A 23,195-nucleotide genomic window follows, 5' to 3' on the forward strand; every position below is an offset into this window, starting at 1 on the left:
CTTTTTCCTTTAAAAGGAATACAAGGAATAATACGGTTCGAGAGAAGCTTACAAAAAAATTTTAAGAGATCGAAAGATCTTAAAAACCCCTGATGTGTCAACATTTCCGGAGGGAGTCTTCATCGTCCCCCTACGGACCTTGCCAGATCAGAAACTCGAAACCACTCTGAATCTTACCTGCTTCGTTATCATGATATCAGGGAACTATTTCCTACTTTCTCCTTCATTATAGTGGAAAACGTTGATATAAAGGCGTTTACTGCAAATGAGATATGAACAATTCCTCTTTTTCAAAATGTCCGTTTTTCTTCCTACCGTTGGGTTGGTGGGGAAATGGCGAGACTCCCATGGGAGAAGGGACTAGGTGAGATCCCACAGGGAGTGAAACGAGCGAGGAAGCTCTTGGCCAAAAGGAGGATCGACTAAAGTCGCCACGTCCTGTGGCAACGTCGATCGCCCCTACGTCGTGTAGGGCCATAGGAAGGCGAGTTATTTCCCCACCAGCCCTCTTCCACATAAAGTAACGGACCCGTTTATCTCGAAACTGAGTCTTCAAGTAACGGGAGCTTTTCTGGAGGATCATCACTGAGGAGTTTTGTGTTAAATTAATGAATAGAGGTGATGGAGATGGAACAGGTCCGTCTGGACATTAAAGAGGAAAAATACGCAGTACTCACGCTTCAAAGGTCTGCAAAAATGAATGCGGTTACTCGACAGATGACAAAAGAGTTGAATGAAGCGCTGGATCAGGTAAGTTCAGATCATACGCTGAAATTTCTCGTTATTACCGGGGAAGGGGAGCGTGCTTTTTGCACAGGGGGAGATTTACACGAATTTCATGGTGATATGTCAGCAGAGGAAGCGTATAATCTGCTGCGTCCCATGATGGAGGTACTCCATCAGATCGCTACCATGCCTATTCCCGTGATCGCTCTATTGAACGGTCAGGCAAGAGGAGGAGGCTGTGAAATCGCTACGGCCTGTGATTTTCGTTATGGACGTCAAGATGCTAAGTTCGGCTTCGTTCAGGGAAACTTAGGGATAACTCCTGGATGGGGCGGAGGAACCCTCCTATACCAGCGTATAACTCCAGGAAACGCCGCTCACTGGCTCATGGATGCGGAAATGTATAAAGCAGAGAGAACATTACATATAAGCTGGCTGCACAAAATATCTTCTTTGGAAGATATAAAAGGTTTAAAAGATATTCAGCCTTTTTTAAATAAAACGGCTGCTCAAATGCGTGTATTTAAAAAACAGCTTCTCAAAGAAAGCTTTCCAGAGGATCTTTATGAGCGGATGGAAGAAGAAGTACGACTCTGTTCGAACCTATGGGAAACTGAAGAGCACAAACTAGCGGTGGAAAAGTTTATGAGCACAAGAAAAAAGTTATGAATACTATTCTATCAACCATCCTTGCTGCATAACTATAAACAAACAATAGAGGAGGGATGGTATGGATGCCCCTAGACAAGACGCCTGGAAGGAAGAAGAAGATGTACTTCTGGCTAACACGGTTCTTAAGTACATCCGGGAAGGGAAAACTCAGCTTGAAGCCTTTCAGGAAGTCGCTGAACATTTAAATAGAACGCCTGCTGCCTGCGGGTTTAGATGGAATGCGACTGTACGAAAAGACTATTACGAAGAAATTCAAGAGGCGAAACAAAACCGCAAAGAAAAGCGTACAATTTATACAAGTATACCTTCAGCTGAAGATTCACCACTATCGATTGACGCTGCAATATCCTTCTTAAAAGAAATGAAAGTAAAACAGTACGACGAAAAAGGTAAACAGAAGCTTGAATATGAGTTAAAACAGCTGAGTGAAGACAATCAGAAGCTTAGACACCAGTTGAAACAGTGGGAAGCGGCTTGGAATGAAATGGATAAACTCGTTCATTGGGTCAAACAGCATCAGAAGACTCCTATGTAAATGAACAAAGCTATTTTAATGTATTCTCATTAACGGATAGGTCCGACAAGCGGATATTACCGCTGCAAAGTCAGGATAAGGAAAAGGCCCCTACACGTCACTGTAGCGGCCTTGTTTGTGTTTATATATTATTAAGCGTTTGTATCCCTTTCCTCGACACCTGTAGGCATCCAGATGAGTGGATTTTCACCTAAGTCACGCTCCACATCATAACTCGCTTTTTGAAAGCCCATTCTTTCCCAAAAACCGTGGGAGTTAATGCGTGGATTCGTTTTTATTGGGAGTTCGAAGCTTTTAGCAAACTCAACCAGATCTTTTCCAAAACCCATGTCCCGGTAGTCGGGAAGGACTTCAAGTTTCCAAAGCTCGAGATAGTCCTGAGGGGGAACGAAATACTTATCGTATTTAGCGCGAACACGGTATAAGCTCATCCGAGCCACTAAAGCGCTTCCATAGTACACACCAAAAAAAGGCGATTCGCTGTCATTCTCTACAATGTTGCTTTCAAGATCTTCAAGCATAGCAAGTTCCTGATTGCCATATTCTTTGAAACGTTTGAACTCTTCTAATGTTTTATAATTCACCAGTAAAGGTTTTACTTTCGTGGAAGTCATCATGAAGATTCCCCTTTCAATTTATCTTTATCTTCCTTTATTATAATATAAAAATTTTCAGAATGAAACGAACAATTAGTGGAATGACAATTATCGACTGCTATTGTACATAAGAGTCTGCTACAATAAGAAAAAATATTGAACGAAGTGAGGGAAGACGGATGGAGATAGGAATCATTGGGGGAGGTTCCGTAGGGCTGCTAACGGCTGCCTATTTGGGGAGGAACCATGAAGTTCACCTGTATGTTAGAAGAGAAAGGCAGAGAAATCATATAGAAAGTGAAGGCGTACAATGTGACGGTTTGGGGGAATCTACTCAGGTAAGGGCACATACCATTGAAGAGGGTGTACAGAATCATAGTCTGTTAATCATTGCAGTGAAACAGAAAGATATTTATCCGCTGTTAGACATGAATTTGCCTTCTGATGTACCATTCCTTTTTTTACAAAATGGAATGGGGCACCTGGAGCGAATAAAAGAACTCCATAATTCCTGCTGGCTCGGGGTAGTGGAACACGGCGCATTGAGAGTGGATGACAGCCATGTAAAGCATACGGGGAAAGGAAAAATAAACATAGCCTCCCTCCCTTTGCAGGAAGCAGGTCTTCAACAGATGGTTAAAGCGTTGCATACTGAAGAATTCCCGGTAGTTTTTAGAGAAGATTATGAAGATATGCTTGCTTCGAAATTGCTGATTAACGCTGTGATCAATCCTTTAACAGGCCTATTTCGAGTTAAGAATGGTGATATCTGCACAAATCATTATCTTAGATCCCTGGCCTGGAGTTTGTGCCGCGAAGCCTGTATGGTACTAGGGCGCAGTGTGGATCAGGAATGGGAGCGTATATTATCGATTGCACAACTTACGTCTGAAAATCAATCATCTATGCTTAAGGACTTAGAAAGCGGGAGAAAAACTGAAATTGAAGCCATAAATGAGTATTTGATAAAACGTAGCGCTCATCCTTTGCCGAATCACCAATTTGTAGTAGATGCTGTGCACGCCCTTGAAGTTATAAATGAGGGGAGACAAGCGGAGAGATGATGGATTTCCTGGTTTTCTTATTGGCTGCGATCCTCACCTTGCCCGTTCCGGTACTGGTGATCTTCTATATGTTTGCCAGGAAATTTAAGCGCCACAAGTGGAAAGCGATTCATCAGACCGCTAATTTCACAGCCCCCATCTTTATCTTATCTGTGCACCTCCTATTGCTCGTTATATTTGAAGAGAATTTTTTTGCCTTTATCATGATTTTTCTGCTCATTCTTTTAGGCCTTTCCCTTATTGCCCAGTATCGTAAGGATCACGATGTTCGGCTTAGACGGGCGCTTAAAGGTTTTTGGAGAGTCAGCTTCTTAGTTTTTACCCTTTTCTATTTAGGGCTTACTGTTTATGGTCTGGTCGATCGATTACTTGGGTAAGAAACAGATTAGATGAACTCCCTGAATCTTTTTTGTACAATACTAAGAGGATACATACTACAAAGAATATTTGCCCGACAAAGGAGTAGTTCATAAATGCGTATCGATCCTATTCAATTAAAGCCGAAACAGAGACTGTTTCATGATTTTAAATATAACTTCGAAAACGTAAAAGATAAATTCTCATATGCGCCTGGAGATTCGGAAGCCTGGAAAAACCGACTGCAATTTTTACAAGGCCAAACTTATCAGCGCAGCAATCTTTCGGAAGTTTTAAGAGAAATGAACGAACGGTGGGAAGCACCAGAAAGTACACTCGACAACATTGAAAGGCTGAAAGATGAAAACGCAACCGTTGTCATAGCGGGACAACAGGCAGGACTGTTAACAGGCCCGTTGTACACAGTTCATAAAATCATCTCTGTCCTTCAGCTCGCTAAAAAGAAGGAAGCTGAACTAGGTAAGCCTGTTTTACCGGTTTTCTGGATTGCGGGAGAGGATCATGATTTTGATGAGATTAACCACATTATGGTTAAAAGTCACGGAAAAATGAAAAAAATGGCGATCTCCCAGGAACCCGACCGAAAAGCTTCCGTTTCAGATATTAAAATAGACGAGAGAGCTGGAGAAGAATGGCTGAAGCAAATATTCAGTGAGATAGATGAGACCGAATACACAGGTGATTTTTATCAACAGACTCTGCGCTTATTGGAGCAATCGGAGAGCTATAGTGATTTCTTTGCCAAGTTGGTTTATCTCCTGTTCCCCGATGAAGGTCTGGTGGTGATTGACGCTCACCGTCCTGAAGTGCGGAAGCTTGAGTCTGCTTACTTTAGTACAATGATTGAGCATAATGCTGAAATTGCTCACCGTGTTTTTTCTGCCATTCAATTAAATGCGCAGGAAGGGTACGAGACGGTGTTAGACAGTGAAGCAGAAGACGCTCATTTGTTTTACCACCATGAGGGAGAGCGTGTCCTTCTCACTCGTGAGAAAGAGGGTAGCTTTAGAGGTAAACAGAATGAAGTCCTGTTATCGGAAAAGGAATTATTAGAAATAGCAGAACATCACCCTGAGTGTTTAAGCAATAATGTAGTGTCAAGACCGCTTATGCAGGATTTCTTATTCCCTGTACTCGCTTTTATTGGTGGACCTGGTGAAATTAATTACTGGTCTGTCCTTAAACCTGGCTTCGAAGCCGTCGGTCTTCAAATGCCTCCGGTACTTCCTCGTTTATCCTTTACATTGGTGGACCGTAAATCTGAGCAGGAGTTGAAACACTTCCACTTAGAACCTCAGGAAGCTGTACAATTTGGCACCGGCGAAAAGAAAATGAGATGGATTGCATCTAAGAGCTCCCCGCCGATTCCTCAGCTAAGTGAGCAGGTAAAAGAGGAAATTGAGCGTATTCATAAGCCTCTTAGAGAAAAATCTGCGGAACTGGGGCCTGATCTTGAAGGTCTGGCAGATAAAAACCTACATTACATTTACCAGCATGTTGATTATTTAGAAAAGCGGATGGCTAAAACGTTGGAAGAGAAATATGAAAAAGAAGTGACCCAGTTTAATGAGTTGGATTTACTTCTCCACCCTGCAGGCGGCCTTCAAGAACGGATGTGGAGTATCCTCCCGTGGGTGAATCAACAGGGAACGGACTTTTTCCAGCGACTAAATCAGCATTTGTTAACATTTGATCAAGATCATTATGTGGTGTATGTGTAAAAAAACCTCCACCTTCCTCCACCTCATAAAAAAATCATGAATCCCTTTAAAATCTTGCCTTTTCAGGCAGGATTTTTTTTGTGGGTGCAGAAAAATTAAAAGTATGTGGAGAAAAGTGGGGCGATGTGGTAAGGTGAAAACAGAAGGTGGGGAAGCAACATGTTCATGGGTGAGTTCCAGCATAACATTGATACGAAAGGACGGATTATAGTACCGTCCAAATTTCGTGAAAATCTTGGGGAAACGTTTGTCCTTACTCGAGGTTTAGATCAATGCCTATTTGCTTATCCTATGAACGAGTGGAAGATGCTTGAAGAGAAGCTTAAGAAACTCCCCCTCACCAAAAAAGATGCCCGCGCTTTCACCAGATTTTTCTTTTCAGGTGCCGTTGAATGTGAGGTAGACAAGCAGGGTAGAATCAATATCCCTCCTCCTCTTCGGAAATATGCTTCACTTGAGAAAGAATGCGTTGTCATTGGCGTATCCAACCGTATTGAGTTCTGGAGCCATGAACAATGGGAAACGTATTTCGAGGCATCGGAAGAATCATTCTCTGAAATCGCGGAGAATATGCTTGATTTTGATATTTGAAGATGAGAAACGAGTGAGTACATGTTTGAACACTACAGCGTATTAAAAGAAGAAACTATAAAGCACTTAAACATTCATCCTGACGGTACATATGTCGACTGTACGCTTGGCGGTGGAGGACATTCAGAAGTGATTGCCTCTATGTTAAGTGAGAAGGGCAGGTTAATTTCATTCGATCAGGATAAAGCAGCCCTTGGAGCGGCTCGTGAACGTTTGGATGAATATTCAGATCGAGTAATTTTTGTGCATGCAAACTTCCGTGAACTAGAAAGTGAACTGGAAGAATTAGGTTATACCGAAGTCGACGGAATTTTGTACGACCTTGGTGTATCAAGTCCTCAATTAGATGTTGAGGAACGTGGTTTCAGCTATCATCAAGATGCACCTTTAGATATGCGGATGAATCAATCTAATGAACTTAGTGCCAAAGAAGTTGTAAACGAGTGGCCGTATGAACGTCTCGTTAGAATTTTCTTTAAGTATGGAGAAGAGAAGTTTTCTAAACAGATTGCCAGAAAAATTGAAGCAGCACGAACTGAGAAAATGATTGAAACAACAGGTGAACTTGTCGAACTAATTAAAGAGGGAATTCCTGCACCTGCAAGACGAAAGGGCGGGCATCCGGCGAAGAGAATTTTCCAGGCAATTCGTATTGCCGTAAATGACGAACTGGGTGCTTTTCAGGATAGCCTGCATCAGGCTGCCCGGGTTTGTGCCGTGAATGGACGTATTGCTGTGATTACCTTCCATTCTTTAGAAGATCGCTTATGTAAGCAAGCTTTTAAAAAATGGAGTTCTAATCCGCCTCTGCCCAAAAATATCCCCGTCATTCCAGAAGATAAACAGCCGCCATTTGAAATGGTAACACGGAAACCGATTGTCGCCGAAAGTGAAGAATTGGAAGAAAATCGTCGTTCGCGTTCAGCAAAATTGAGAGTTGTAGAGAAGATTAAACCTTGGAATTCAGAGTTTCAATTTGAAGAAGGGTGGAAGCAAACATGAGTGTAGAGAAAATAAGAAAAGAGGAGCAGCCTTTTCATCAGCCTGAGAGACAGAAACAGGTTAAAAAAGTAAAGCTCCGTAAAAAACAATGGATCAGTACAGGGGAGAAAATGTTGTATTCCGCAGCCACAACATTATTTCTCGCAGCTTCTGTATTCCTTGTGCAATTTTCAGCGTCAACGGATGAGCTGAATCGTGATATTAGAAGCTTGGAACAGGAAATTTCTAAACAGGAAACTCAAAATGAGAATCTGGCTTTTCAAGTGAAAGAACTGAGCAACCCGGACCGTATTCTTAAGGTCGCCAAAGAGAATGGACTGGATATCCAGAATGCGCAAGTCAAACAAGCAGCAAATATCGAGTAATAAAATCTTAAAACTGGTGATGAATATATGAAAAATCCAAACACACATAGGGGTGCAGCTCTGCTCATCCTTGTGTTTTCTTTTGTATTTCTAATTATTGTCGGCCGGTTTCTTTATATTGAAACTACAGCGACTGTAGAAGGTGTAGATTTGAAGGAATGGGCGGAAGAGATCAGAACAAGCTCTTACCAGATTGATGCCGATCGAGGTAAAATCTATGATAAGAACGGAATGGTTCTGGCTTATGATCGCCCCATGTATCGTTTGCAGGCGATTGTAGACCCGGAATATTCGGCAAACCTTGAGAACCCTAAACACGTAACAGACCCTGAAAAAGTAGCTTCTAAACTTGCTCCTATACTTGGACTTAAGGAAAGTGAAATGCTTAAAACCATTAAGAATGGTCAGGAAAATGAGCGCTTTCAAGTAGAGTTTGGAGCAAATGGGCGGGAAATCTCTCAAGAAGAAATGGAAAAGATTAAAGACTTGAACTTGACTGGTATCACCTTTCAGGAAGAAGCTAAGCGCTACTATCCTAACGGAGTATTTGCCTCCCATCTCATAGGGTTTGCCCGGTCGCAGGATGGAGATATCAAGGGAATCACAGGGATAGAAAAGCAGATGCAGAAGTATTTGAAGGAAAAAGAAGGAAAAATAAGCTATGAACGTGATAAATATGGAACTAAATTGCTGGACCCGAATCAGGTGATGAAAGAGCCGGATGATGGCGAAAATGTTTACCTGACAATTGACCAGAAGATCCAGACCTTTCTGGAAGATGCCATGTCACAAGTAGATGAGCAATACAGTCCTGAAAAGATCATGGCCGGTGTTATGGATCCTGATACAGGTCAGATCTTAGCTATGAGTAACCGACCAAGTTATAACCCTAATGATCTTGGTGAGGTAGAGAACTGGTACAATGATTTGATAGCTTATCCTTTCGAACCAGGTTCCACTATGAAAATGTTCACGTGGGCATCAGCTATTGAAGAAGGTGTCTATGATGGAGATGAGCTTTATAAATCCGGCAGGTATCAAGTGACGGAGAATTCAAGTACTATTGGTGATCACAACAATGGAGAGGGCTGGGGAATGATTTCCTTTAATGAAGGATTTCAGCGCTCATCAAATGTGGCTGCCTCCATCCTTGCTTATGAGAAGTTAGGACCTGATAAGTTTAAAAAATATCTTTCAGACTTTCACCTGAATCAAAAGTCTGGAATTGACTTACCTGGAGAGAAAACAGGTTCACTCGTTTTTGATAAGCCAATAGAGCAGATTACCACTGCGTTTGGCCAAGGCTCAACGGTTGCACCGATTCAGCTTATGACAGCAGCTACATCCATTGCAAACGACGGCAAAATGATGAAACCTTATATTCTTTCTAAAATCTCCTCAAGTAAAGACGGGGAAATTATGAAAGAACGCTCTCCTGAGGTTATTGGCGAACCTATTTCAAAATCAACAGCTTCACAGGTAAGAGATTTAATGGGGCAGGTAGTCACCTCGGAAAATGGGACCGGTGGGAAATTCAAACTTGATGATTTTTCACTCGCAGGAAAAACCGGTACCGCACAGATTAGTAAACCAGGAGGCGGCTATATGACCGGAAGAGAGAACTACACGTTTTCCTTCATGGGTATGGCGCCTAAAGATGATCCTGAACTATTAATGTATGTAGCCGTGCAGCAGCCCAATCTGGGTAATACGGAGTATGGCTCGGATCCAGTATCTCATATTGTGAAAACGGTTATGGAAAACAGTTTGCATTATCTTGATATTAAACCAGATGAAGAGAGTCAAACCAAAGTTTCTCAAGTAAAACTGCCTGATGTGACCGATCTTTCTGTTGAGAAAGCGACCAGTCGATTAAAAGAGGATTTCAATAGGGTCGAAGTAATCGGTCAAGGCAGTGAGGTAGAGAAAATATTGCCTGAACCAGGCTCAGAACTTATAAAGAATCAGAGGGTAATGGTAATAACCGATCAACCAACCATGCCTGACCTTACAGGCTATTCTTTGAGAGATGTCCATCGCCTCGCTGAGTATTTTGGCTTCAATATAGAAACGATGGGTAATGGATACGTAACCAAGCAAAGTATAGCCCCAGGTTCAGAAATTAAAGAAGAGGGTTATCTAGTGGTGGAACTAGCACCGCCGGAATCATAGGAAGACCAAACCAGACAGTGTTCTAATCGCTTCTACAATGCATATAGTGATACAAGCTGACTCTACCGACTTTCAAAAGGAGTTATGTGGATGAGAAGAGTATCGCAAGTCATTGTGAAGAAGCGGTTGATCACTGTTTTTCTTGTGGGAATGTTTATTTTTTTTGTGATTATAGGAAGGCTCGGGTACGTGCAATTTGTACTCAGTGATTTTCTGATCGCCAAAGCAGAAGAATCATGGAGCCGTGATATCACGTTTGAACCAGAACGAGGCAATATTGTGGACACTAATGGGGAAGTTCTTGTCGGTAATCAGTCCGCTCCAACCGTCATGGTTGTACCAAGGCAGGTAAAGGACCCTGAAACTACGGCTAAGCAATTAGCTCAAATTCTTGAGATGAGTGTGGAGAAAGCGTACACCCACGTCACGAAACAAATATCTATTGAAAAAATCCACCCAGAAGGGCGGAAAATTTCTGAAGAAAAAGCAGAAGCTATCCAATCTTTGGGTATGCCTGGTGTCTACATCGCAGAAGATTCGGAGCGGTACTATCCTCATGGTGCATTTCTTTCCCATGTTCTCGGCTTCAGCGGCATTGATAATCAGGGGCTGCTTGGTCTTGAAGCCTACTATGATGAGGAGCTTAAAGGTGAAAAGGGAGCCCTTTCTTTCTTCTCCGATGCAAAGGGGAAACGGATGCCTGACATGGCCGACATTTATAAACCACCGGTAGACGGAAAAGATCTTCAGCTTACGATTGATTATAAAGTCCAGGCCATTGTTGAAAGAGAGCTGGATATTGCCCAAAGCAAATATAATCCAGATGGTGCGGTTGCTTTAGCAGTGGATCCTGACACTGGGAAAGTAGTAGCTATGGCCTCGCGCCCGAATTTTAATCCTGCTAACTATCAGGAAGTTGAACCAATGGTTTATAATCGTAACTTGCCGGTTTGGAGTACGTACGAGCCAGGTTCTACTTTTAAAATTATTACGCTCGCAGCAGCGCTCGAAGAAAATCTGGTCGACCTCCATGAGGAGCACTTTCACGATTCAGGTGCTGTGAAGGTGGATGGAGCCACTTTGCACTGCTGGAAGCGTGGAGGGCACGGGGATCAGACGTTTTTGGAAGTTGTTCAAAACTCCTGTAACCCGGGATTTGTCCAATTGGGCCAGCGCTTAGGAAAAGATAAACTTTTTGAATATATTGACCGGTTCGGTTTCGGTGAAAAAACCGGTATAGACTTAGAAGGAGAAGGCAAAGGGATTTTGTTTAAGCCTGAAAATGTTGGTCCTGTAGAACAAGCGACGACAGCCTTTGGACAAGGCGTTTCTGTTACTCCTATTCAACAGGTGATGGCCGTAGCGGCAGCTGTGAATGGAGGATATTATTACGAACCTTATATTCAGGAAGCCTGGCTTGATCCAGTCACAGGAGAAGCTGAAGAAAAGAATGAGCCGAAAGTAAAGGATCGCGTCATCTCGGAAGAAACATCAGCACAAATCCGTAAAGCGCTGGAGAGCGTTGTGGCTAAAGGAACAGGTCGCGGAGCTTACGTCGAAGGCTATCGTGTAGGTGGTAAGACAGGTACCGCACAAAAGGTTGGTCCGGACGGAAGGTATATGGAAAACAACCATATCGTTTCCTTCATTGGTTTTGCGCCTGCAGATGATCCTGAATTAGTGGTTTATCTCGCCATTGATAACCCGAAGGATACCGTCCAGTTTGGCGGCGTGGTGGCGGCTCCTATCGTGGGGAATATCATGGAAGACAGTTTGAGGGCTTTAGAAGTGAAACCACGTAAAGATGGGCTGGAAAAAGAATATACATGGCCTGAGGAGCCGTTGGTTGAAGTTCCGAATGTTACGGGGCTTGAGAAGAAAGAACTCAATCAGCTGCTCACCAACTTAAAAATTGAGGCAAGTGGAAAAGGCGATAAAGTAATTACTCAGGCTCCTGAAGCTGGAGTGAAGGTGCCGAGCGGATCCAAGGTCCGCGTTTATATGGGGAATTAGCCACCGTCTGATACATGATGTTTCAGGTTAGTGAACAGACCGTTACGATAAATCGTAAAAAAACAATTATGGGCATACAGAAGGTTCGTCAATTTGCTATAATGAATCTTGTATGTGGGTAAGGGTGACCGTTATGAAAATGAAAAAGTTACTGAAGCTTATGCCTTTTTATAAAGTGACTCAACCCCTGTCAGACATTACGGTTCAAGGGATTTCGATGGATTCCAGATCCACGGATCCCGGCGACCTTTTTATTTGCATTCACGGTGTAGAAGCTGATGGACATGAATATGTGCAAGATGCAGAAGCTAAAGGAGCCGCTGTCGTCATTGCAGAAAGAGAAGTCAACACCAATCTTCCTGTGGTAATCGTAAATGATACGGTGAGGGCTCTCGCAATGGCAGCGTCTACCTTTTATGGTTTTCCATCAGAGCACTTGAGAGTGATTGGAGTTACTGGTACGAATGGGAAAACCACCATTACGTATTTATTAGACGAAATCTTTCGGAGTTTTAATCAACGGACAGGAATGATCGGCACGATTCAGGTGTCCATCGCGGGAAAAACCTATCCCGTTAAGAACACCACTCCGGACAGTCTCTCGCTTCAGCGTTATTTTGCAGAAATGCGCAAGGAGAAGGTAACGACAGCGATTATGGAGGTTTCCTCTCATGCACTGGATCAAGGCAGGGTCTATGGCTGTGATTTTGACATTGCCATCTTCACCAACCTCACGCGCGATCATTTAGATTACCATGATAACTTTGATGATTATCTTCGGGCTAAGTCCCTATTGTTTGCTCAATTAGGTAACGGGTATAATAAAGGGCGTCGCAAATTTGCTGTGATTAATAAAGATTCCAAGCAGGCGAAACGTTTTATCCGCTCAACCTCCCAATCCTTGCTGACCTATGGGATTCACTCCAAGGCAGATATAATGGCCAAGAACGTCACACTAGGAGAAACGGGCGCCGCTTATATTCTGGAAACCCCGAGGGGGGAGATTTCCATTAACAGTCCTCTAATGGGACTGTTTAGTATTTATAACATGCTTGCGGCAGCTGGGGCAGCCATTTTGTCGGGTATTCCTCTTACTGTTATTAAGCATGTGTTCGAAACGACCCATGGTGTAAGGGGGCGTTTTGAGCCAGTTCGCGAAGGACAGGAATACGGAGTAGTGATTGATTATGCCCATACACCGGATTCTTTGGAAAATGCTTTAAATACGATCTCAGAATTCTGTAAAGGTTCCATCTATGTAGTGGTGGGGTGCGGGGGAGACAGAGACCGGAGTAAGCGTCCATATATGGCAGATGCCGCTATGCAAGGAGCAGATTACGTAATTTTTACTACGGATAACCCACGTACTGAGGATCCTAAGCAGATTTTTCAGGATATGACCAGCCACTTAAGCGAACCATTTGAATTAATTGAAGACCGGGAGCAGGCGATTGAATATGCTCTTAGGATGGCAAAAGCAGGGGATATGGTCCTTATTGCCGGAAAAGGACACGAAACCTATCAGGAAGTGAATGGTGTCAGACACCATTTCGATGATAGTGAAGTAGCAAAAATGATATTAAAGAGAATGAAGGAGCGTCCATCATGATTTTAGAAGTGCAAGAGCTGACTACCCTCTTTCCTGAATTTAAAGGAGCGGCACAAGACAGAATCACACTGAAAGAAATTTTAACCGATACAAGAGTGGAAGCCAAGCAGAGTTTGTTTATACCTATAGTGGGGGAGAATTTTGATGCCCATGATTTTATAAAGGACGCGATTAAACAAGGAGCGGTCGCAGCTCTCTGGCAGAAGGATAGAGAGCTTTCTTCCGCCGTACCGACCGATTTCCCCGTCTTTTTTGTTGAGGATACAACGAAAGGACTTCAGGAAGTGGCTGCGTATTACTTGCAGAAGGTTCGCCCATTAGTTATTGGAATTACCGGATCTAATGGAAAGACAACGACAAAGGATATGACAGCTTCGGTATTAAGTCGGAAGTATAAAACGCATAAAACAGCGGGAAATTTTAATAATCATATTGGACTTCCCTTGACGATTCTCTCCATGAATGAGGATACAGAAGTTCTCGTTCTGGAAATGGGAATGGACCATGCAGGTGAAATATCTGTCTTATCAAAACTTGCTCATCCCAAATATGCTGTCATTACGAACATCGGGGAATCCCATATTGAAAACCTTGGCTCTCGGGAAGGGATCGCTTCTGCTAAGCTGGAAATTAAGGATGGAATGTCTGAGGATGGTACCTTAATCATTGATGGGGATGAACCGCTCTTAAATATCGTCAAACAGGATAAAAGATCAATTTCATGCGGATTCAACAGCGAAAACAATGAGCAGGTGAAGATGGTCAGCACTTCAGATGATGCCAGTGAGTTCACAATGAATGAAAAAGAAACTTTTAAGCTCCCTCTGGCTGGAAAGCATAACGTGAAGAATGCCGCTTATGTGATTACACTTGCAAAGAAGGCAGGACTCACGTTCGCTCAAATTCAAGAAGGCTTTGATCATCTTCAGATGTCTAGCATGCGTTATGAAAAACACATAGGAATAAATGATTCCCTAATTATTAATGACGCCTATAACGCTTCACCGACCTCTATGAAGGCTCTGATAGAAGTGATGGCTCAACTGACTACGAAGTCTCGTAAGGTGCTCATTCTTGGAGATATGTTTGAACTTGGGTCACAGTCCCGGGTCTTACATCGCAGTGTAGCTGAAGCCGTGACGGATAAAATTGATGCCGTTTATACCATTGGCGAGCATTCCGAAGAAATATCCAGAGCAGTCGCAGAACGGCAGCCTCAGATAGCAACAAAACATTTTACAGATAAAGAAACTTTAAGTCATCATGTACGTGCAACATTAACGGCCGACACTGTAGTTCTGATTAAGGCTTCGAGAGGAATGAAGCTGGAGGAATTACTGAACGATCTCGTAAAATGATTCATAGGAGATGATTGACAACGAACTAACAGGAGGTACTACAAAATGAACGACTACATATTACTAATCACCATGGCATTATCATTCGCTCTTACAGTTGTGATATCGCCGATCATCATTCCTTATTTGAGACGTTTGAAGTTCGGTCAGGCTATTCGAGAAGAAGGTCCGGAATCTCACCAGAAAAAATCAGGGACCCCTACGATGGGCGGGGTAATGATTATCATTGCGGTACTTGTCACTACCCTCTGCGCTTCATACTGGTTTACACCGGGTTCCTCAAGCGTTCACCTATTTCTTGTTTTATTTGTTTTGCTCGGGTATGGTCTGCTCGGGTTTTTAGATGATTATATAAAAGTTGCCTTAAAGCGAAATCTCGGTTTAACTTCAAAACAGAAAATGGCTGGCCAAATTATTATCGCACTTGTTGTTTACATTATCTTAGAACGTACAGGTTTTCCGACCTTTATTACGGTACCCGGCACATCTTTTGAATTGGAACTGGGCTGGGGATATGGCCTTCTCATTCTATTCATGCTTGTAGGGGGATCCAATGCGGTTAACTTAACAGACGGTTTGGATGGTCTGCTTGCAGGAACAGCAGCTATAGCTTTCGGAGCTTTTGCTATTCTGGCATGGACGGACCAGTCTAATGTGGAAGTAACTATTTTCACACTTGCGGTTGTAGGAGCATTACTAGGCTTTCTTGTATTTAATGCCCACCCCGCCAAAGTATTTATGGGAGACACCGGATCGCTCGCTCTTGGGGGAGCCATTGCGATTGCAGCTATTTTAACAAAACTGGAGCTCATCCTGGTGATTATTGGCGGAGTGTTTGTAATCGAAACACTCTCTGTCATTATCCAGGTTATTTCATTTAAAACGACAGGCAAAAGAGTCTTTAAGATGAGCCCACTGCACCACCATTACGAACTGAAAGGCTGGTCCGAATGGCGTGTCGTCACAACGTTTTGGACAGTAGGTCTTGTATTTGCCGTGCTTGGGATTTATATTGAGGTGATGTTTGGATGAAGACGTTAACGAATTTTCCTTATAAGTATGTGTTAGTTGTAGGCTTAGCAAAAAGTGGCACGGCGGTCTCCCATCTTCTGCTGGATTCAGAAATCAATGTTAGGATCAACGACTTGAAGGCAGATAAAGAGAGTGAAGAAGTGAAGAGTTTAATCGACAAAGGGGCGGAAGTTATTACAGGTGGCCATCCGCTTGAAGCACTTGAAGGAATAGAACTGATTGTTAAAAACCCAGGCATTCCTTATGAAAACCCCTTAATTGATGAAGCTGTAAAACGGGAAATTCCGATCGTTACAGAGGTAGAGCTTGCGGGAAGACTGCATGAGGGCCCGATGGTTGCGATTACGGGTTCAAATGGAAAAACCACGACCACTACATTAATCCACGAGATCATAAAGGCTGACCATAAACCTGTTTCCGTTGCGGGGAACATCGGCAAAGTTGCTTGTGAAGTGGCTCGTTCTACCAGCGATGAAGAAATCATGGTTGTTGAAATGTCTTCCTTTCAGCTGTTGGGAACAGAAACGTTCAAACCGGACGTTGCTGTATTATTAAATCTATACGAAGCTCATCTAGATTATCATGGTACGCTTGAGGCTTATCATAATGCAAAAGCAAAAATAATAGAAAACCAGACCTCAGAAGATACATTTGTGTACAATGCCGATGATAAGAAGATCATGAGCTACCTTCCGTCTGCCAAGTCAAAACAGGTTCCTTTTACTCTCAATCAACAGGGTAGCGGGGCGTGGACAGATAAAGAATGGATCTATTTTAACCAAGAAGCTATTATGAAGAATTCGGAAATCGTACTGGTAGGGGAGCAGAACCTGCAAAATATCCTGGCAGCTCTAGCTGTGGTGAAGACAATCGGGGCTTCTAATAAAGCTATTCACCAGGTGCTGACAACATTTGCTGGGGTAAAACACCGCCTGGAATATGTACAGGAGAAAAACGGCAGGTTTTTTTACAATGACTCTAAAGCGACCAATATATTAGCTACATCTTATGCATTGCGGTCGTTTCAGCAGCCGATCATTCTGCTGGCAGGGGGGCTCGACCGGGGCAACAGCTTTGAAGGACTTGCGCCGTACCTATCGAACGTGAAAGCAATGGTCGTATTTGGTGAAACGGCTGATCTTTTAAAAGAGACCGGAACGTCAGTTGGTATCAAAGATATCATGAAAGTGGATAGTATGGATGAGGCCGTAACTGAAGCTTATCGTCTTTCTAATCAAAATGACGTCGTATTATTATCTCCGGCCTGTGCGAGCTGGGATCAATATCGCACATTCGAAGAAAGAGGCAACATGTTTACAGAAGCTGTGCATAAGCTGAAGTAAGGGCTTTATGCGACAAGCTTGAGCCCTGTTTTCCATTCTGATGGGAGGTAGGGCTTTTTTTATGGAGGAAAAACAAAGAAAGCCGGATTTTTGGTTAGTGGCCGCTATACTAGGGATATTGATTATGGGTATTATCATGGTTTACAGTTCATCAAGCATCTGGTCTGAATACAAGTTTGATGACCCGTGGTTTTTTGCAAAGCGTCAAATGCTTTTTGCTTCCGTAGGACTGGTTGCCATGGTGGCGTTATCAAGAATTCCCTACTATGTTTGGCACAGACATTCCAAGTGGATTCTAATTATGTGTCTTGTGTTTCTGATCGCTGTGTTAATTCCAGGTGTGGGGATGGTACGTGGGGGTGCCAGGAGCTGGATTGGCGTAGGGATGTTCAGTATTCAGCCTTCAGAATTTATGAAACTTGGTTTAATTTTATTTTTGGCGCGTTTTTTGTCTGAGCGTCAAAAGAAAATGAATTCATTTCAGCAGGGATTCCTTCCTGGACTAGCTTTAATTCTGGTTCCATTTGCATTAATTATGCTTCAGCCTGATTTAGGGACAGGCGTGGTTATGGTTGGGACATGTATGGTGATGATGTTTACGGCTGGAGCAAGAATCAGTCATTTTATGTGGATGGCAGGAGCGGGGATGGCTGGAATGATCGCTTTAATTGCTTCAGCTCCCTACCGGATTAAACGTATTACTGCTTTTCTTCACCCATGGGAAGACCCTCTTGGGAGTGGCTTTCAAATTATTCAATCCCTGTATGCTATTGGTCCAGGGGGATTGCTTGGACTTGGATTGGGCAACAGCATGCAGAAATTCTTTTACCTGCCTGAACCTCAGACAGACTTTATTTTTGCGGTCCTTGCAGAAGAACTTGGGTTCATAGGAGGAGCTTTTATCCTGATTTTATTTTTCATTCTCCTGTGGAGAGGAATCAGGACCAGTCTCTATGCACCTGATCTTTTCGGTTCACTTCTTGCCCTCGGCATTGTGGGCATGGTATCCATACAGGTAATGATTAATGTTAGTGTTGTAACAGGTCTGATTCCCGTAACCGGAATTACACTTCCTTTAGTGAGTTATGGTGGATCATCTCTCACTCTTACTCTTGCTTCGCTGGGATTATTACTTAGCGTCAGCAGATTTTCAAGTCATTAAAAGACGATACAGAGCTATCTGCATCGTCTTTTTGTTATTTCCTGAACTTATTAAACGTAGTAATCGATTATTTGAAAGACTTATTGACTATTGAACCCTGCACAAACCAGGAGCATTCGACGTGGTTTCAGGACGTGACGGTCTTAGTCGAACATCCTTTTACAGTTCTATTTATACCGAAGCTGAGTCTAACATAGGATCTTATGCTTATCTGTATTATCTACATTCGAATTTAAAAGGAGCATTTCTATAATTTTATTGTGAAACTCTTGGAAAACGGATGACGAGAGGCTGTAATTCTGACATACTAGTCAATGAAAGCGGATAAATGAGAAAATAGGAGAAAATATTATAAAACTAGTTTAACTCACGTAATCCGTTAGCGAAAATTTGTGATATAATGGGAGTCATTAGATGAAGAAACCTCTTCATTGAATTAAGTAATGGTAAATCATTCTTTCATACAGCTTAATGCAGCATCGAAAGGGTGTCTAGCAGTAAGGAGAAATGCCCGTTATGGAAGAGAGAAAAGTCGTTTCCATAGAAGATCGCATACCTAAGTTGAAGCAGACAAGAAGGAAGAAAGCAAACAGAAGACTGATTCTTTATTTGATGATTCTCTTTTTACTTATTGCGATTGTGATTTATTTACAGTCACCGCTAAGTAATGTAGGTAATATAGAAGTCCAGGGAGAAAGGCATGTAACTGCTGATGAAATTAAAGAACTGGCTAATATAACCACAGAGACTAATTATTGGAAAGTAGATACTGATTCTATAAAAAATAATGTTGAATCTCATAAAGAAATTAAAAGTGTGAATGTGAATCGAGATTTTCCGAATACTGTCCAGATTCAAGTGGAAGAAGCAGAACGAATCGGATACGTACAAACGAACGGTGAATTCTCTGCCATACTTGAAAATGGAACTAAACTAGAGACCTCTTCTTCACTTCCTGGAGGAGATGCGCCGATCCTGGCAGGCTTTTCAAAACAGACTTATCTTGAGGAAATGTCCAAGGAGTTAAAGGAATTACCGCAGAGTGTAACCAATTTAATTTCCGAAATTCATTGGGAGCCTAAAGAGGACAACCCTTATCAAATTCGGCTGTATATGAATGATGGCTTTCAGGTATTTGCTTCTATCCGTAATTTTTCAAATAAAATGACCATTTATCCATCGATTGTGGCCCAGTTGGAAGAAGACGCTGAAGGGATTATCCATATCGATGTAGGCGCTTATTTTGAAGAATATGCCAGTACGGGGGAAGAAGGAGATACGGAAGGGGAAGTCCAGGCTGAAAATCAGGAGCAGGTCGAGGACCCAATCTCTGAATTCGAAGCAAATAATATTCCAGACCCAGAATCGGAAACAGATAGTACTCCTCAGGAAAATACGGAACTGACCCCTCAACTTGAAACAAATGAGGATTCCGAGCCTGGTATGGAAGGCAATCCAGCCTCTGATCAGGGTGCTGGCCAAAGCGGAAGTGCAGAAGATAGTGATGAGTCTGTTTCCGAAGACGATTCCGGATCGGAGGAATCCGAGCAGTAAGCTTAGACAACTGGTAAGGATAAAGGAAAAGTTTTAAAGGTTCCGACAGCAGCAGGACCGAGTGAATTCATCTAAGTTCTGCGAATGCTCCTTGACTTAAATTTGAAAAAATGCGATGAATGAAAAGGATATTCTTTAGACTTTGTGGAAATCAACTAAAAGAATTGCTTTAAGAATGATCTAAGAAAAGCCCGAGTCTCAAAATTTATCAATCGATTTACGAAATGGTTGCAAAGATTGTTTTTTTATCGTAAATTCGATATGCTTTGAACTACTCAAATGGCTTGTAATAGGAGGTGCGCCACTGGTGAAACAAGAAGAAATATTAGTTAGCTTAGATATAGGAACGAGTCGTATAAAGGTAATTATTGGAGAGATCTCAAATGATACCCTCAATATTATTGGCGTAGGCTCAGCCAAATCAAACGGTATGAAAAAAGGGGCAATTGTTGATATAGATCAGACGGTCCATTCTATACGTTCAGCTGTAGAACAGGCAGAACGCATGGTAGATATGAAAATTGATCGTGTAGTGGTAGGTATTAACGGTAATCATATTCAACTGCAGTCCTGTCATGGCGTGGTTGCTGTCTCTAGTGAAAGCAGAGAAATTGGTAATGAAGACATTACCCGTGTGATTGATGCAGCCCAGGTGCTATCTATACCTCCAGAAAGAGAGATTATTGATGTCATACCCCGCCAGTTTATCGTGGATGGACAGGATGAAATTACGGATCCTCGCGGAATGATTGGCGTTCGATTGGAAATGGAAGGTATGATTATTACGTGTGCTAAAACCGTTTTACATAACACTTTGAAGTGTGTTGAGCGTGCGGGGCTTGAGGTACTGGATGTATGTCTTCAGCCTCTTGCTTCAGGGACAGTTTCCTTGTCCAGCGACGAAACCAATCTTGGTGTTGCACTACTGGATGTGGGCGGTGGATCTACTACAATTTCTGTTTTTGAAGACGGTCACCTTAAAGGAACCAGCTTAATCCCGTTCGGTGGAGATAATATTACCAAAGACTTGTCAATCGGATTAAGAACATCGACTGAAGAAGCAGAAAAAGTGAAAGTCGAGCATGGGCATGCATTTTTTGATGATGCCAATGAACAGGAAACATTTTCTGTCACAATCATTGGAAGTAATCGCGAACAGGCATTCAATCAATTGCAATTATCTGATATGATTGAAGCTAGACTAGAAGAAATATTTGTCTTAGCAGCTGAAGAGCTTCAACGAATGGGAGTAAGAGAATTGCCGGGAGGTTTTGTACTGACTGGCGGAACGATGAACATGCCTGGCATACTAGAACTTGCCCAGGACGTATTCCATTCTAATGTTCGATTGGCAATCCCGGATTATATCGGTGTAAGAGAACCGCAGTTCACAAGTGGAGTGGGTATCTTGCAATTCGCCTATCGTAATGCGAAAATACAAGGAAAAGAGATTTTCCCATCAGTAACTGAAGAATTTGCACAACCAGCGCCTAAAAAACAAAAACGCGCTGCGAAACAGCAAAACGAAGAAAATGAAAAGCCCGAGAAGAAGAAAGAATCAGGCTTGTCCAACTTATTAAAGTATTTCTTTGATTAATGACAGGTCAAGGTCGGTCAGCGGACGGACACAAACAATAAATCTTGTAATCTCGTGTACTAGGAGGAACGGAAGATGTTAGATTTTGATACAAGCATGGACCAACTGGCAACCATTAAAGTTATCGGAGTAGGCGGCGGCGGCAGTAATGCCGTCAACCGTATGATTGAGCATGGAGTACAGGGCGTAGAATTCATCGCCGTAAACACAGATGCTCAGGCACTGAATTTATCTAAAGCAGAAGTTAAAATGCAAATTGGTGGTAAACTGACTCGAGGTCTTGGCGCGGGTGCAAACCCGGAAGTAGGCCGCAAAGCCGCCGAAGAAAGCAAGGAACAGTTAGAAGAAGCTCTTCAAGGGGCAGACATGGTTTTCGTTACAGCCGGAATGGGCGGCGGAACAGGAACAGGTGCTGCACCAGTCATCGCACAAGTTGCTAAAGAACTTGGTGCACTTACCGTAGGTGTTGTAACACGTCCATTTACATTTGAAGGACGTAAACGTTCCACACAGGCTGCAGGCGGAATCGAAGGATTGAAAGGAAGCGTAGATACGCTGATCGTTATTCCAAATGACCGTCTTCTTGAAATTGTGGATAAAAATACACCGATGCTGGAAGCATTCCGCGAAGCAGACAATGTACTTCGTCAAGGTGTACAAGGCATTTCAGATTTAATTGCTGTTCCAGGACTGATCAACGTTGACTTCGCAGACGTTAAGACCATCATGGTAGACAAAGGATCAGCATTGATGGGCATTGGAATAGCTACGGGTGAAAGCAGAGCTGCAGAAGCTGCTAAGAAAGCCATATCCTCACCATTGCTTGAAACATCCATTGATGGGGCACATGGCGTACTGATGAATATCAGTGGCGGAACTAATTTAAGCCTGTATGAAGTTCAGGAAGCAGCTGATATCGTTACATCAGCAGCTGATCAGGAAGTAAACGTTATCTTTGGTTCAGTTATCAATGAAAACCTTAAGGATGAGATTGTAGTTACGGTTATTGCAACTGGTTTTGATGAGACACAAATTGCTCAAGGGCAAAAGAAACGTCCATCTACGAGCCAGCCAAGTCCGAGCCAGCAAAAACCTAGTCAGCCTGAGCGCAGCGTGCGTGAGGAACAGCCTCGCCGTGAAAGCCCTCAGCCTCAAAATCAAAAGCCAAACCAGGAAGAAGACACCCTGGATATCCCGACATTCCTAAGAAACCGGAATCGTCGCCGTTAAAAACAAGTGATAAGACCGCTGCACCCCATGAGGTGCAGCGGTTTTTTTGTGGGCTATGAGCTATGTATCAATATATCGTTGATTTTATATGCTCGTTATTAAACTAAAGGGCCGGATTGTGTAAGACTCAGTTTTGAGATATTGGGGTAGTCTGTAGGTCCTGCAGGGGACGATTTCGCTTTCCGCGGGCATGTGCTGAGCCTCCTCGAGCTAAAGCTCTCCGGGGTCTCACCCATCATGTTCACCCCGCAGGAGTCTCCATCGTCCCCCTCCGGACCTAGCCGAACAAGAGGCTCGAAACCACTCAGCATCTTATCTTGGACCGGCTACAGTTGGTTGGACAGGTTGGTTAAGGTCAGATAGACTGAATTAATACAAAACACGAGGAGCTTCCGTTATGACCCCAAGAATTCGACGTAACTTCACCCAAGAATTCAAACAGCAAATGGCCCAACTGCACCAAAACGGTAAACCA

Annotated in this window: 19 protein-coding genes; 18 read left to right on the forward strand and 1 reads right to left on the reverse strand. The window is 42.9% G+C overall.

Going from position 1 to position 23,195, the window contains the following annotated elements:
* Positions 1-627: 627 nt before the first annotated feature.
* Positions 628-1,395, forward strand: a complete 768-nt coding sequence (locus tag LCM11_RS20015) for an enoyl-CoA hydratase/isomerase family protein (RefSeq protein WP_224895985.1) — start codon at positions 628-630, stop codon at positions 1,393-1,395.
* 61 nt (positions 1,396-1,456) lie between these two features.
* Positions 1,457-1,933, forward strand: a complete 477-nt coding sequence (locus LCM11_RS20020; RefSeq protein ID WP_014643103.1) for an RsfA family transcriptional regulator — start codon at positions 1,457-1,459, stop codon at positions 1,931-1,933.
* A 131-nt stretch (positions 1,934-2,064) separates the two neighbouring features.
* Here the strand turns inward: LCM11_RS20020 and LCM11_RS20025 are convergent, their stop codons facing one another.
* Positions 2,065-2,547 (reverse strand): N-acetyltransferase, encoded by a 483-nt coding sequence (locus LCM11_RS20025; protein ID WP_412098164.1) that lies wholly within the window; start codon positions 2,545-2,547, stop codon positions 2,065-2,067.
* Between the two features lie 161 nt (positions 2,548-2,708).
* Between LCM11_RS20025 and LCM11_RS20030 the strand changes: the two genes are divergently transcribed.
* From LCM11_RS20030 to ftsZ, 16 genes are all read left to right on the forward strand, one after another.
* Positions 2,709-3,593: a 2-dehydropantoate 2-reductase gene (locus tag LCM11_RS20030; RefSeq protein WP_224895987.1), complete on the forward strand. Its 885-nt coding sequence runs from the start codon at positions 2,709-2,711 to the stop codon at positions 3,591-3,593.
* Positions 3,590-3,970: a DUF3397 domain-containing protein gene (locus tag LCM11_RS20035; RefSeq protein ID WP_224895988.1), complete on the forward strand. Its 381-nt coding sequence runs from the start codon at positions 3,590-3,592 to the stop codon at positions 3,968-3,970. The genes LCM11_RS20030 and LCM11_RS20035 overlap by 4 nt, the downstream gene beginning before the upstream one ends.
* Positions 3,971-4,066: 96 nt before the next feature.
* Positions 4,067-5,692, forward strand: coding sequence for a bacillithiol biosynthesis cysteine-adding enzyme BshC (gene bshC, locus LCM11_RS20040; RefSeq protein WP_224895989.1), 1,626 nt, complete (start codon positions 4,067-4,069; stop codon positions 5,690-5,692).
* A 159-nt stretch (positions 5,693-5,851) separates the two neighbouring features.
* On the forward strand, positions 5,852-6,283 hold the full coding sequence (mraZ, locus tag LCM11_RS20045) for a division/cell wall cluster transcriptional repressor MraZ (RefSeq protein ID WP_224895990.1): 432 nt from the start codon (positions 5,852-5,854) through the stop codon (positions 6,281-6,283).
* Positions 6,284-6,304: 21 nt separating this feature from the next.
* Complete coding sequence (gene rsmH, locus LCM11_RS20050) at positions 6,305-7,285, forward strand: 16S rRNA (cytosine(1402)-N(4))-methyltransferase RsmH (RefSeq protein WP_224895991.1); 981 nt, start codon at positions 6,305-6,307, stop codon at positions 7,283-7,285.
* The gene (gene ftsL / locus LCM11_RS20055; protein ID WP_224895992.1) at positions 7,282-7,650 is read left to right on the forward strand and encodes a cell division protein FtsL; all 369 of its coding nucleotides are present in this window, start codon (positions 7,282-7,284) and stop codon (positions 7,648-7,650) included. The genes rsmH and ftsL overlap by 4 nt, the downstream gene beginning before the upstream one ends.
* A gap of 27 nt (positions 7,651-7,677) precedes the next feature.
* Positions 7,678-9,822, forward strand: coding sequence for a PASTA domain-containing penicillin-binding protein (locus tag LCM11_RS20060; RefSeq protein WP_224895993.1), 2,145 nt, complete (start codon positions 7,678-7,680; stop codon positions 9,820-9,822).
* 90 nt (positions 9,823-9,912) lie between these two features.
* A complete protein-coding gene (locus LCM11_RS20065; protein WP_224895994.1) occupies positions 9,913-11,835 on the forward strand; it encodes a stage V sporulation protein D in 1,923 nt (640 codons plus the stop codon).
* 133 nt (positions 11,836-11,968) lie between these two features.
* On the forward strand, positions 11,969-13,444 hold the full coding sequence (locus tag LCM11_RS20070; RefSeq protein ID WP_224895995.1) for a UDP-N-acetylmuramoyl-L-alanyl-D-glutamate--2,6-diaminopimelate ligase: 1,476 nt from the start codon (positions 11,969-11,971) through the stop codon (positions 13,442-13,444).
* A complete protein-coding gene (locus tag LCM11_RS20075) occupies positions 13,441-14,802 on the forward strand; it encodes a UDP-N-acetylmuramoyl-tripeptide--D-alanyl-D-alanine ligase (protein WP_224895996.1) in 1,362 nt (453 codons plus the stop codon). The genes LCM11_RS20070 and LCM11_RS20075 overlap by 4 nt, the downstream gene beginning before the upstream one ends.
* Before the next feature lie 45 nt (positions 14,803-14,847).
* Positions 14,848-15,834, forward strand: coding sequence for a phospho-N-acetylmuramoyl-pentapeptide-transferase (gene mraY / locus LCM11_RS20080; protein WP_224895997.1), 987 nt, complete (start codon positions 14,848-14,850; stop codon positions 15,832-15,834).
* Entirely contained in the window at positions 15,831-17,177 is a 1,347-nt protein-coding gene (gene murD / locus LCM11_RS20085; protein ID WP_224895998.1) for a UDP-N-acetylmuramoyl-L-alanine--D-glutamate ligase, read from the forward strand. Before mraY ends, murD begins: the two co-directional genes overlap by 4 nt.
* Before the next feature lie 61 nt (positions 17,178-17,238).
* Complete coding sequence (gene spoVE / locus LCM11_RS20090) at positions 17,239-18,339, forward strand: stage V sporulation protein E (RefSeq protein WP_224895999.1); 1,101 nt, start codon at positions 17,239-17,241, stop codon at positions 18,337-18,339.
* Positions 18,340-18,855: 516 nt separating this feature from the next.
* Positions 18,856-19,893, forward strand: coding sequence for a cell division protein FtsQ/DivIB (locus tag LCM11_RS20095; RefSeq protein ID WP_224896000.1), 1,038 nt, complete (start codon positions 18,856-18,858; stop codon positions 19,891-19,893).
* 307 nt (positions 19,894-20,200) lie between these two features.
* On the forward strand, positions 20,201-21,490 hold the full coding sequence (ftsA, locus tag LCM11_RS20100; RefSeq protein WP_089751883.1) for a cell division protein FtsA: 1,290 nt from the start codon (positions 20,201-20,203) through the stop codon (positions 21,488-21,490).
* A 75-nt stretch (positions 21,491-21,565) separates the two neighbouring features.
* The gene (ftsZ, locus tag LCM11_RS20105; protein ID WP_014643120.1) at positions 21,566-22,720 is read left to right on the forward strand and encodes a cell division protein FtsZ; all 1,155 of its coding nucleotides are present in this window, start codon (positions 21,566-21,568) and stop codon (positions 22,718-22,720) included.
* Positions 22,721-23,195: the final 475 nt, after the last annotated feature.

Origin of the sequence: Halobacillus halophilus (assembly GCF_020171985.1) — a bacterium.
Taxonomy (GTDB): Bacteria; Bacillota; Bacilli; order Bacillales; family Halobacillaceae; genus Halobacillus; species Halobacillus halophilus_A.